The organism is Pseudomonas sp. KCJK9016, assembly GCF_046231795.1.
GTDB classification, from domain to species: Bacteria; Pseudomonadota; Gammaproteobacteria; order Pseudomonadales; family Pseudomonadaceae; genus Aquipseudomonas; species Aquipseudomonas bananamidigenes.
Window position 1 is genome coordinate 67,746 of the sequence record NZ_JBJJMM010000002.1, and the last position, 12,315, is coordinate 80,060.

Annotated in this window: 10 protein-coding genes; 7 read left to right on the forward strand and 3 right to left on the reverse strand. The window is 60.1% G+C overall.

Annotated features, from left to right (window positions below; all coding sequences use genetic code 11):
* Positions 1 to 13: 13 nt before the first annotated feature.
* Both mutM and ACK6BI_RS01960 read right to left on the reverse strand, forming a co-directional pair.
* Complete coding sequence (gene mutM, locus ACK6BI_RS01955; protein WP_409315797.1) at positions 14 to 826, reverse strand: bifunctional DNA-formamidopyrimidine glycosylase/DNA-(apurinic or apyrimidinic site) lyase; 813 nt, start codon at positions 824 to 826, stop codon at positions 14 to 16.
* A gap of 25 nt (positions 827 to 851) precedes the next feature.
* Positions 852 to 1,664 carry an HDOD domain-containing protein gene (locus tag ACK6BI_RS01960; RefSeq protein WP_409315948.1) on the reverse strand — a complete coding sequence of 271 codons (813 nt, stop codon included), beginning with the start codon at positions 1,662 to 1,664 and terminating at the stop codon, positions 852 to 854.
* A gap of 227 nt (positions 1,665 to 1,891) precedes the next feature.
* Here ACK6BI_RS01960 and ACK6BI_RS01965 point away from each other — a divergent pair, with 227 nt between their 5' ends.
* From ACK6BI_RS01965 to ilvD, 6 genes are all read left to right on the forward strand, one after another.
* Complete coding sequence (locus tag ACK6BI_RS01965; protein WP_409315798.1) at positions 1,892 to 2,431, forward strand: type 1 glutamine amidotransferase domain-containing protein; 540 nt, start codon at positions 1,892 to 1,894, stop codon at positions 2,429 to 2,431.
* Positions 2,432 to 2,555: 124 nt separating this feature from the next.
* On the forward strand, positions 2,556 to 3,752 hold the full coding sequence (locus tag ACK6BI_RS01970; protein ID WP_260521393.1) for a class I SAM-dependent rRNA methyltransferase: 1,197 nt from the start codon (positions 2,556 to 2,558) through the stop codon (positions 3,750 to 3,752).
* Positions 3,753 to 4,195: 443 nt separating this feature from the next.
* On the forward strand, positions 4,196 to 5,269 hold the full coding sequence (locus ACK6BI_RS01975; RefSeq protein WP_409315799.1) for a SagB family peptide dehydrogenase: 1,074 nt from the start codon (positions 4,196 to 4,198) through the stop codon (positions 5,267 to 5,269).
* The gene (locus ACK6BI_RS01980; RefSeq protein WP_409315800.1) at positions 5,266 to 6,222 is read left to right on the forward strand and encodes a diiron oxygenase; all 957 of its coding nucleotides are present in this window, start codon (positions 5,266 to 5,268) and stop codon (positions 6,220 to 6,222) included. The genes ACK6BI_RS01975 and ACK6BI_RS01980 overlap by 4 nt, the downstream gene beginning before the upstream one ends.
* Positions 6,215 to 7,447 (forward strand): multidrug effflux MFS transporter, encoded by a 1,233-nt coding sequence (locus ACK6BI_RS01985; protein WP_409315801.1) that lies wholly within the window; start codon positions 6,215 to 6,217, stop codon positions 7,445 to 7,447. Before ACK6BI_RS01980 ends, ACK6BI_RS01985 begins: the two co-directional genes overlap by 8 nt.
* Positions 7,448 to 7,713: 266 nt before the next feature.
* Positions 7,714 to 9,555 carry a dihydroxy-acid dehydratase gene (gene ilvD, locus ACK6BI_RS01990; protein ID WP_409315802.1) on the forward strand — a complete coding sequence of 614 codons (1,842 nt, stop codon included), beginning with the start codon at positions 7,714 to 7,716 and terminating at the stop codon, positions 9,553 to 9,555.
* A 61-nt stretch (positions 9,556 to 9,616) separates the two neighbouring features.
* On the opposite strand, the gene ACK6BI_RS01995 is transcribed toward ilvD, so the two are convergent.
* Positions 9,617 to 10,678 (reverse strand): haloacid dehalogenase-like hydrolase, encoded by a 1,062-nt coding sequence (locus ACK6BI_RS01995; RefSeq protein WP_260521397.1) that lies wholly within the window; start codon positions 10,676 to 10,678, stop codon positions 9,617 to 9,619.
* Positions 10,679 to 10,919: 241 nt separating this feature from the next.
* Between ACK6BI_RS01995 and ACK6BI_RS02000 the strand changes: the two genes are divergently transcribed.
* Entirely contained in the window at positions 10,920 to 12,311 is a 1,392-nt protein-coding gene (locus ACK6BI_RS02000) for an L-cystine transporter (protein ID WP_065258914.1), read from the forward strand.
* The last annotated feature ends 4 nt before the right edge of the window (positions 12,312 to 12,315 follow it).

A 12,315-nucleotide genomic window follows, 5' to 3' on the forward strand; every position in this document is an offset into this window, starting at 1 on the left:
TTTCAGAGTCCCGTCAGGTCTGGCAGCGCGGGCAGAAGACACTGGCCCGCTGGCCCAGCTTCACTTCCCGCAGGCCTGTGCCACAGACCTTGCAGTGCTCGCCACCGCGGCCATAGACAAACAGCTCCTGCTGGAAATACCCCGGCTGCCCGTCGCCACCGATGAAATCGCGCAACGTGGTGCCGCCGCGCTCGATGGCGGCGGCGAGGATGCGTTTGATCTCGATCGCCAGCTTCAAGTAGCGCGCCCGGGAAATGCCCTTGGCCTCGCGGCGCGGATCGATGCCGGCGGCAAACAATGCCTCGGTCGCATAAATATTGCCGACGCCCACCACCACCGCGTTATCCATGATGAACGGCTTGACCGCCATCGAACGCCCACGGGACAGCTGGAACAGCCGCTCGCCATCGAACAGGTCGGTCAACGGTTCCGGCCCAAGGCGAATCAACAGTTCGTGATTGAGCGGGTCGTTGCTCCAGAGCATCGCCCCGAAACGTCGAGGATCGGTGTAGCGCAGGGCCAGACCGGATTCCAGTTCGATGTCGACATGCTCATGCCTGGCCGCCGGCATTCCGACCTCGACCAGCCGCAAATTGCCCGACATACCCAAATGGCTGATCAACGTACCGGCTTCGGCGTTGATCAGCAGGTACTTGGCGCGCCGCTCGACCAGCACGATGCGCTGCCCGGACAGGCGCACATCAAGGTCTTCGGGAACTGGCCAGCGCAGCCGCCGGTCGCGCACGATTACCCGGCTGACCCGCTGCCCTTCAAGGTGTGGGGCGATGCCGCGGCGGGTGGTTTCGACTTCCGGCAGTTCAGGCATGGGGGTCTCGAATCAGTTTGCTAAATCAGTGTGCGCCGAGTTCGCGGATCGTTTGCTTCAAGGTTTCGAAGTCGTAGTCCGACAGACCGATGTATTCAAGCACCAGCGGCCCGACAGCCTGCCACTCGAAGTCTTCGCTCTGGTTACCCAGCACCCGGTACGACGAACAGATGTGCTCGGCCATTTTCAGGATCGCCAGCAGGTTTTTCATCTGAGTATTGCGCAAGGTGTCGTCGCTGAAGATTGCCATGGCGTTGTGATGGTTCGCGATGGCCGCGCTGACGTGCTCCGGCAGGCGCCAAGACTTGGCGGTGTAGTAACCGACCACCGAGTGATTGGTGTTGTAGACATCGTTCTCGGTGTCCACGACCCGGCGTTCGGCGCTCGCATCGGCATAGGCCTTTTCCAGCGTCGTCATGTAATCCGGGAAACGCTGAAGCATCAGCGGCACACCGCAATCATGGAACAGGCCCAAGGCATAGGCCTCGTCACAGGCCTCGGTACCAACGCGCTTGGCCAGGGTCAGACAGGTCATGGCCACGTCCTGGGCGGTGTCCCAGAAACGGTTGAGGGTGACGATGGTGTCGTCGTTCATTTCGCCCTTGATCGACTGCGCGTTGATCAGGTTGATGATCGAGCGGCTGCCCAACAGGTTCACTGCGCGCTTGATCGAAGTGATCTTGTTGCTCAGACCGTAATACGGCGAATTGACGATCTTCAGCAGCGAACCGGACAGGCCGGGGTCTTGGGAGATCAGCTTGGCGATCGTCTCCAGATCCGGGTCCGGCATGTACTGCTCCATTTGCAGATCCACCATGATCTGCGGCTGCGCTGGCACGCTGATGCCTTGCAGGGACTGTTGAATCTGTTCGGTGGTCAGCTCTTGGGACATAAGTACACACTCTTGGACAGGCGGCGATTCTAACCTCTAAAAACCGACGCACGACACACCAGTGGGCAATTCGCAGGAACTTTCACTTTTCCCCGGTCTTCGGAATCTGTAGGGCCCGGAACAGTTCTACATCTGTCTCGGGCGGTAATCCCAACAGACTCAGGAGCTTAACGATGGCAAATTCTCTCGGCAGCAAGCGCGTCGCTTTTCTGGTAACCGATGGTTTCGAGCAAGTTGAACTGACCGGTCCCAAACAGGCACTCGAGCAGGCTGGAGCGCAGGTTGACATCCTTTCTGCCGAAACCGGCAGCGTCAAAGGCTGGAACCACGATAAACCTGCGGACGATTTCAAGGTCGACCAGACTTTCCAGGGCGCAAGCATCGATCAGTACGACGCCGTGGTGCTCCCGGGCGGCGTGCAGAACTCTGACACCATCCGCATCGACCAGGACGCGCAACATCTGGTCAAGACCGGTGTCTCCGCCGGCAAACCGATCGCGGTGATCTGTCACGGCAGCTGGCTGCTGATTTCGGCCGGACTGGTCAATGGCAAGACCATGACCAGCTACAAGACCGTCAAGGACGATCTGGTCAATGCGGGGGTGAATTGGGTCGATCAGGAAGTCGTAAAAGACGGCAACCTGATCAGCAGCCGCCAACCGGACGATATTCCGGCATTCAGCAAAGCGCTGATTGACGCGCTGTCGGCATAGAGCACAGGCGGGTGGACACGGGGGTGGGCCTGCTTGTGACGAGGTCCGCCGCGTTTCATCGCACGCCAAACCCGGCATAAGGCGCAACACGGTATACTCCCGCTCTTTTTTTCGGAGCGACGTCATGTCCCTGCCTAGCCTGCGCCTCAAAGCCAACGCCGACCGTCGCCTGCGCGCCGGCCACCTGTGGGTCTACAGCAACGAAATCGACGTGGCCGCCACCCCGTTGCACGGCTTCAAGGCCGGCGACCAGGCGGTCCTCGAAGCTGCCGGCGGCAAGCCGCTGGGGATCGTGGCCATGAGCCCGAACAACCTGATCTGCGCCCGCCTGCTGTCGCGCGACATTAAACTGCCGCTGGACAAGTCGCTGCTGGTGCATCGCCTGAACGTGGCCCTGTCCCTGCGCGAACGTCTGTTCGACAAGCCGTTTTATCGCCTGGTCTACGGTGATTCCGACCTGCTGCCAGGCCTGGTGGTCGACCGTTTCGGCGACATTCTTGTGGTGCAGCTCGCCTCGGCGACCATGGAAGCCCATAAAGACGACGTGATCGCTGCGCTGACCCAAGTGCTCAAGCCAAGCGGCATTCTGTTCAAGAACGACTCCGCCGCCCGTGATGCCGAAGGTCTGGAGCGTTACGTCGAAACCGTGTTCGGCGTCGTGCCTGAGTGGGTGCCGCTGGAAGAGAATGGCGTGAAGTTCGAAGCGCCAGTGATCGGTGGCCAGAAAACCGGCTGGTTCTACGACCACCGCATGAACCGCGCGCGCCTGGCCCCTTACGTCAAGGGCAAGCGGGTCCTGGACCTCTACAGCTACATTGGCGGCTGGGGCGTGCAGGCCGGCGCATTCGGTGCCAGCGAGGTGTTCTGCGTCGATGCATCCGGTTTCGCCCTCGACGGCGTCGAGCGCAATGCCGCGCTGAACGGCTTCGCCGACAAGATGACCTGCATCGAAGGCGACGTCTTCGAGGCCCTGAAGGAACTCAAGGCCGGCGAAGAGCGCTTCGACGTGATCGTGGCCGACCCGCCTGCGTTCATCAAGCGCAAGAAGGACCTGAAGAACGGTGAAGGCGCCTACCGCCGCTTGAACGAACAGGCCATGCGCCTGCTGACCAAGGACGGCATTCTCGTCAGCGCATCCTGCTCGATGCACCTGCCCGAGGACGATCTGCAGAACATCCTGCTGACCAGTGCCCGTCACCTGGACCGCAACATTCAATTGCTGGAGCGCGGCGGTCAGGGCCCGGACCACCCGGTGCACCCGGCCATTGCGGAAACCCGCTACATCAAGAGCATCACCTGCCGCCTGCTGCCAAACAGCTGACAGAGGCGCGGCACTGAAGCGGTGTGAAGGGGAACCCACGGGTTCCCCTTCTTTTTGCCTTCCACTTTGCCTTCCTACATTTATCGTCCTGCGGTCTTGCAGGATATTTCCTTAAATACTCTATTCACTGAACTTTAACTTACACACCCACTTCCAGCCAAAGATCACTCCGACAAAATTACTGGACAATTCCTACTTAATATCTGCTTGCGATTAATCCATTGCAAACTATTATTAAGTCGTCACCACAAAGGTGGCATCCACTAACACGAAGCAACAATGAACAAGGAGTTCAATCATGAAAGCAATTACTCTGGAATCCCGCACCCTCGCAAACCTGGCTTTTCTGGTTGCACCTAAAGCCCGTTAAGTAAGGTGGGCGCTGGGTATCGCCGGCTATCCAGCGCCTCTGAAATGACAATCCAGAGCAGCGTGCCCCCGACATGCATATAAATCCTTATTTATTCATACTCCCCCAATCGCCCGGCCTAATAGTCTGGAACTACAAAGATCACAGCCAGCACGAACTTGACCTTGAATACTCGACTCGACTGACGCAACTAATTCACGAGCCGAACTCATTCGACAAGAACAACCCCATAGATACACAACTATCGAATGCCCGAATACTGACCCCGTCAAAAGTCGCAACGCCCGACTGGGGTTGGGATGAACTATCGAAGATCTACCATATCGGCACTCGAGACATTCCCTGCGAGCAGCCCCCCCAAAACATTCAGGAATGGTCGAGGCAGTACCTTGAACATTGCAGCGCCGTACTTGCCACTTCGCCACCGGCCGATTCCCCTGGGCATGACGATCCCGATACGCTCATCACGCTTCCGGTACCCCAGGCACTGAATGACGACAGCCTGTTGAACTCACTCACCCGGCGAAAGACCTGCCGATCCTTCACCGGCGCCGCCGTGTCGCTGGACGATGTCGGCAGCCTGCTTTACCTGTCACTTGGCTATTTGCGAGAACGGAACGCCGACCGCGACGACACCATCGCCGAAGGACTTGGTGCACGTCGCAGCAGCCCTTCCGGAGGCGGGCTCAATGCCTGCGCGGGCTACGCGCTGGTTCAGAATGTCGCCGGGCTGGCCCCGGGCGTGTACGCCTATCACCCTGCCGAACACGCCTTGAGCTTCATCGGCACGTTGCCCGACACCGCACCCGGCAATTTGCTGGGGGGGCAGCACTTCATCAACAACTTGCCATTGGGGCTGTTCATTACCGCCCGGTTCGACCGTCTCTGGTGGAAATACGCGCATTCGCGCGCCTATCGAATGGCATTCGTCGAAGCCGGACACCTTTCACAGACGTTTCAACTGGTCGCTACTGCCCTGGGCATGGGCACGTGGCTGACGGGGGCATTTTCCGATACCCAGGTCGAGCGTCTGCTGAAACTCGACAACAATGCGGAGCAACCCCTGTTCTTCGTCGGTTGCGGGGAAAGCGACGGCCAGGCGATGTGTCAGGAAATGCGCGATCTGCTGCGTGAGGTGCAGACATGAACGCTACCGCCCTGGAACCAGCCTTTCAGTTCACCCTGAGCGACTGGAACACGCGTGCCTCGGTACGTACCAGTACCCACGATTACCGCCTGCCGAATGACGTAATGCAACAACTGGAAACCCGTCACTGGTTCCCGCCGGCATTTCTGCCCTATCTCGCCCATCCGGCCATCGAGGCGGCAGGCCGCTCGCTGTTGCACCGGCTTACAGCCCGGCATCTGGTGCACTTTCTCGATTACACCACGTTGCTCGAACACCGTATCGTCAATCGCGCCGTGGAGGTCATTGTCCACGGCGAGCTGCCGGTCGATGTCCCGCTCTCCATGAAAACCGCTGCACTGCAGCTCTACACCGATGAGGGTTACCACGCCCTGTTCTCCCATCAGGTCGCGGAACAGATCGCCGGGATCTACGCCATCGGCGGTCGCCCGGCAATGCCCGGGCGAATCACCCGGATGGAAGCGCTGATCGCCAGAACCGCTCCGGAACAGCGGCCGCTGACAGGGTTTCTGCTCGGTTTCGTCTCGGAAACCATCATCGCCCGGGAATTGCTCGACGTCTGCCGGGACAACCTGGTGTCCGGAGTCAACGACATGCTGCGCGATCACCTCACCGACGAAGCACGCCACAGTCGCTATTTCACTGAAGCATTCCACTACCTCTGGCGGCATCTGGATCCGCAACACCAGACGTTCGCGGCCACCACCCTTCTGGAAATCATAGAGACCTTCTTCGAAGCCGATGAACCGTGGCTTCGAAAAAGCCTGCGTGACGCCGGAATCGCCGACAGCACCGTGCACGAAATAATCGACGAACTGACCACAGGGCAAGCCAACCGACGACGCGCACGGACCGGCAGCATCGCCACATTGAATGCACTGAAAAAGGCAGGTTTTTTTGCCGAACCGCACATCCGGATACTTTTCGTCGAGGCAGGACTGATTGATGGATAACGGAAAATCCGGAATGGCGACCCGCCAACGTCGCGGAGCCGTCAGCCTGTTACTGGCGATGGTATTGCTGGGTGTATTCCCGCTGGATGTCATGCTGCCTTCGTTCCCGGCGCTGGCCGAACACTTTCGCAGCGATCCGGCCGAGATCGCGCTGTCCATCAGCCTGTTCGCCGTCGGCATCGCTTTCGCCCAGCTGCTGATCGGGCCACTGTCGGACGTGATCGGGCGCAAGGGGCTGCTGCTCGCGGGCATGAGCGTTTCCATGCTCGGCGCCCTCGGCTGTGTCATGACGGCTGATTATTCGCTGTTTCTGATGTTCCGGGTCGTTCAGGCACTGGGCTGCGGTTGCTTTGTGCTGTCCCAGGCCCTGGTCCAGGACCTGTTCGAAGGTGAGGAGCGTGATCGACTGCGAATCCTGATGGTCACCGCCGGCGGGATTTTCATCTCGATATCGCCGCTTGCCGGTACGTTCCTGCAGGCAACACTGGGCTGGCGTGGCAGTTTCTGGGCATTCATCGCGTTATCAGCCGTCGTGCTGTTCAAGGCCTGGCGGCTTCTGGAGAACATCCGACCGGCCACCCGCGGTACACGCACGAACTTTCTCAAGGCTTACCGACGGGTTCTGGGAGATTTCGATTTTGTCGGTTACTGGCTGATTTCGGCATTTGCGTTCGCCTGCCATTTTTCCTTCATCGTGATCTCGCCACTGATCTTCATGGAGCGGTTGCAACTGTCCGGCTACGAATTCTCCCTGATCCTGCTGATCTACGGGGCGGCCTATGTCGCCGGCGGCGTCCTCGCCAGCGTGCTGAGCAGGCGCATTACCAGTGGCCGGCAGATCGTCGTCGGCCTGAGCCTGATCCTCGTTGCCGGCGTGACCCTGCTGTACCTGTCGTCAAACTTCGCGCTGGCTCCGGAAACCGTGCTGATTCCGATGTTGGTCTGCACTGCGGGTACCACCATTGCCCGACCGGCCGCTACCTCCCGGGCCATGAGCCTGTTTCCGGACAACGCCGGCACCTCGGCTTCGGCCGGCAGCACGATCATTTTCATCTGCGGCGGCCTGATCAGCGCATTGATCAGCCTGAGCCCGACCCATCTGCAATCCACACTGGGTTACGCGTTTGTGGTGCTCGGTGGTGTGGCGCTCGCAGTGAACAACCGTATCAGCCATCGCGCCAAAGTGCTGCACACCGATGCCGTTGTGCAACCGGGCGGTGATTGAACCTGCCAGTCGTCATTCCGCACACAGCGTCTGCACCGGAACCACGTTTTGCGCCATTCCCTCCTGACGCCAGCGGTGTAGAATCGCGGGATTCATCGCCATTCATCCCCGGCGGGTTTATGAGCTCAGGCTGAGACCAGCGGCGATCCCGCAACGTCATCGGCAACATCAGGACACACGGCCATTTCTGAGTGTTCCAGACGTCAATAGAAGCTCACTCCCTTTTTGCACCTGATTAATAAGTGATTAGCCGCCCGGAGTGCTCCATGCCAGATTACCGTTCGAAAACATCCACCCACGGCCGCAACATGGCCGGCGCCCGCGCACTGTGGCGCGCCACCGGGATGAAGGATGACGACTTCAAGAAGCCGATCATCGCGATTGCCAACTCTTTCACCCAGTTCGTCCCAGGCCACGTGCACCTGAAAGACCTGGGCCAGCTGGTTGCCCGCGAGATCGAACGCGCCGGTGGCGTTGCGAAAGAATTCAACACCATCGCCGTTGACGACGGCATCGCCATGGGCCACGACGGCATGCTGTATTCGCTGCCGAGCCGCGAGATCATCGCCGACTCCGTCGAGTACATGGTCAACGCCCACTGCGCCGACGCCATCGTCTGCATCTCCAACTGCGACAAGATCACCCCGGGCATGCTGATGGCCGCCCTGCGCCTGAACATTCCGGTGATCTTCGTTTCCGGCGGCCCGATGGAAGCCGGCAAGACCAAACTGGCCAGCCACGGTCTCGACCTCGTCGACGCCATGGTCATCGCCGCCGACTCCAGCGCTTCTGACGAGAAGGTTGCCGAGTACGAGCGCAGCGCCTGCCCGACCTGCGGTTCGTGCTCCGGCATGTTCACCGCCAACTCCATGAACTGCCTGACCGAAGCCCTGGGCCTCGCACTGCCGGGCAACGGTTCGACCCTGGCCACCCACAGCGACCGCGAACAGCTGTTCCTGCAGGCCGGCCGTACCATCGTCGAGCTGTGCAAACGCTACTACGGCGAGAACGACGAATCGGTACTGCCACGCAACATCGCCAACTTCAAGGCATTCGAGAACGCGATGATGCTCGACATCGCCATGGGCGGTTCGACCAACACCATCCTGCACTTGCTGGCCGCCGCCCAGGAAGCCGAGATCGACTTCGACCTGCGTGACATCGATCGTCTGTCGCGCAAGGTGCCGCAACTGTGCAAGGTCGCGCCGAACATCCAGAAGTACCACATGGAAGATGTGCACCGTGCCGGCGGCATCTTCAGCATCCTCGGTTCACTGGCCCGTGGCGGCCTGTTGCACACCGACCTGCCGACCGTGCACAGCCGCAGCATGGAAGAAGCCATCGCCAAGTGGGACATCACCCAGACCGACGATGAAGCCGTGCACCATTTCTTCAAGGCAGGCCCGGCCGGCATTCCGACGCAAACCGCGTTCAGCCAGTCGACCCGCTGGGAAACCCTGGACGACGACCGTGAAAACGGCTGCATCCGCAGCGTCGAACATGCCTACTCGAAAGAGGGTGGTCTGGCCGTGCTGTACGGCAACATCGCCCTCGACGGCTGCGTGGTGAAAACCGCCGGCGTCGACGAGTCGATTCACGTCTTCGAAGGCAACGCGAAGATCTTCGAAAGCCAGGACAGCGCCGTGCGCGGCATCCTCGCCGACGAAGTGAAGGAAGGCGACATCGTCATCATTCGCTACGAAGGCCCGAAAGGCGGCCCTGGCATGCAGGAAATGCTCTACCCGACGTCGTACCTGAAGTCCAAGGGCCTGGGCAAAGCCTGCGCCCTGCTGACCGACGGTCGCTTCTCCGGCGGTACGTCCGGCCTGTCCATCGGCCACGCTTCGCCAGAGGCTGCGGCCGGCGGCGCAATCGGCCTGGTACAGGACGGTGACAAGGTTCTGATCGACATTCCGAACCGTTCGATCAATCTGTTGATCAGCGACGAAGAACTGGCGGCACGCCGGGTCGAGCAAGACAAGAAAGGCTGGAAACCGGTCGAGAAGCGTCCACGCAAAGTGACCACTGCCCTCAAGGCCTACGCCCTGCTGGCCACCAGCGCCGACAAGGGTGCGGTACGCAACAAGGCGATGCTCGACGGGCTGTAATGCTCAACCGTTGCGCATAAAAATGCCCCGCCAAGTGCGGGGCATTTTTTTGCCTTGAGGATTACTGGATCTCTTCCGGCTTCACGATCACCCAGTTCTTGTCCGCCGTCACCGGCAAACCTTCCTTGGCCTGAGCCGCTGCATGCTTGGCCATCATGCCGTTGAGCTGGGTCATGTACTTGTCCTTGCGGTTGACCCACAAGTGGATACCGCCCTTGGCCACGTCCACATCGTGGAACAGCATGTAGCCGTCGCTGCTCGGGGTGTCACCGCCCACCAGCACCGGTTTTTTCCATTCGTCGATGTAGGTCAGGATCGCCGCGTGCTTGCCGGCCATCCAGGTTGCCGGGGTCCACAGGTACGGGGTCAGTTCCAGGCCGAGGTTGGCCTTTTCGTCATACTTGCCGGCGGTGATCTGCTTGCGTGCGGTGGTCAGCTCGCCGGTCTCGCGGTTCTTCAGCAACGTGGTCACGCCGATCACGTTCTGCGGTTTTACGTTGTAACCGTACTTCGGATCGGCCGCGACCATGCGCACCAGTTCTTCGGAGGCGGCGGTCATCACGTAGACCTCGATGCCGTTCTCCATCAGCTTGTTGTACAGCTCGGCCTGGCCGGTGAATACCTTCGGCGGCTGAACATCGATGTTCTTGACCACATCACCCTCGTAATAAGTCGCCGGTACCGGCTTGCCCGAGGCCATCAGTTCGTCGACGTAGCCTTTGAGTTCCTTGAGGGTGAAACCGGAGAACACCTGCGCCACCCACGGGTAGCAGACCATGTCGTCGACTTCGCAGAGACGATAGTAGTAGCTGAACAGGCTTTCCTTGTGGTCGGCGGTGTCCTTGAACGGCATCAGTTTCAGTGACGGGTCGAGCTTGTCGCGGGTGATCAGGCCCTTGTTTTCCATGAACGGCAGCAACGATTCTTCGAGGTCATAGCGATAACTGGTGTTGTCCATGTCGAACACCGCGTAGTTACCCTTGTTGGCGTTGGCCGCGATCATCGCGTCGAGTGCCTTGGCCTGATCCGCCGGCCAGTGTTTCAGGTCGGTGGCGAATGCCTGAGTGGCCAGGCCCATTCCCACAGTCAGTGCGACAGCCAGAAATTTCGGTGTGAACTTCATCGACGCTTTCTCCCCGGGTCAAAGAAATCGACGCTAACAAATAAATGTGACAGTCCTCGTCTGTCAGCGACCGTCCACGTCCGTTTCACGCCAGGTGCATCCCCGAGAGCGACACCCGCTTATTCCAAAAACGACGGACGACCTTTGATTTCGGTATTAAATCATTGGAAATCAAGCTGTTAGGCTTGCCGGTTCGCAACAGCCCCGGAAGGTTGTTGGCACAGTCTTTTCTGGAGTCCCCATGAATCTGCCACTGATTCTCAACTTGCTGGTGTTCCTCGCCCTGCTCTTCGGTCTGGCGCAAACCCGTCACACCTCGTGGAGCCTGGCGAAAAAAGTCCTGCTCGCCTTGGTGCTGGGCGTGGTATTCGGCGTCGCGCTGCACTCGATCTACGGTGCCGGCAACCCGGTGTTGAAAGCCTCGATCGGCTGGTTCGATCTGGTGGGCAACGGTTACGTACAGCTGCTGCAGATGATCGTGATCCCGCTGGTGTTCGCCTCGATCCTCAGCGCCGTCGCCCGTCTGCACAACGCATCGTCGCTGGGCAAGATCAGCTTCCTGACCATTGGCACGCTGTTGTTCACCACCGCAATTGCCGCGCTGATCGGCATCGGCCTGACCAACCTGTTCGGCCTGACCGCCGAAGGCCTGGTCGCCGGGACGCAGGAAATGGCCCGTCTGCAAACCATTCAGACCGACTACGCCGGCAAGGTCGCCGACCTGAATGTGCCGCAACTGCTGCTGTCGTTCATCCCGCAGAACCCGTTCGCCGACCTGGCACGGGCCAAGCCGACCTCGATCATCAGCGTGGTGATCTTCGCCGCGTTCATGGGGGTTGCCGCGCTGCAACTGCTCAAGGATGACGCCGAGAAAGGTCAGAAAGTGATCAACGCCATCGACACCCTGCAAGCCTGGGTGATGCGCCTGGTGCGTCTGGTGATGAAGCTGACTCCGTATGGCGTGCTGGCGCTGATGACCAAAGTGGTGGCCGGTTCCAACCTGCAGGACATCATCAAGCTCGGCAGTTTTGTGGTGGTGTCCTACCTCGGTCTGGGCCTGATGTTCGTGGTGCACGGCTTGCTGGTGTCGGCGGCCGGGATCAACCCGCTGCGCTTCTTCCGCAAGATCTGGCCGGTGCTGACCTTTGCCTTCACCAGTCGCTCCAGCGCCGCCAGCATTCCGCTGAGCATCGAAGCGCAGACCCGGCGTCTGGGCATTCCGCAATCGGTTGCCAGCTTCGCCGCCTCGTTCGGCGCGACCATCGGCCAGAACGGCTGCGCCGGCCTGTACCCGGCAATGCTTGCGGTGATGGTTGCGCCAACCGTGGGTATCAACCCGCTGGATCCGCTGTGGATCGCGACGCTGGTGGCGATCGTGACCTTGAGTTCGGCCGGTGTGGCAGGCGTGGGCGGCGGTGCGACCTTCGCGGCACTGATCGTGCTGCCGGCCATGGGCTTGCCGGTTTCGCTGGTGGCGTTGTTGATTTCGGTCGAGCCGCTGATCGACATGGGCCGTACGGCGCTGAACGTGAGTGGTTCGATCACCGCTGGCGCGATTACCAGTCAGGTGATGCAGCAGACCGACAAGGCACTGCTGGAAGCCGATGAGCATGCGGAGCTTGCTCAGGCTTGATTGA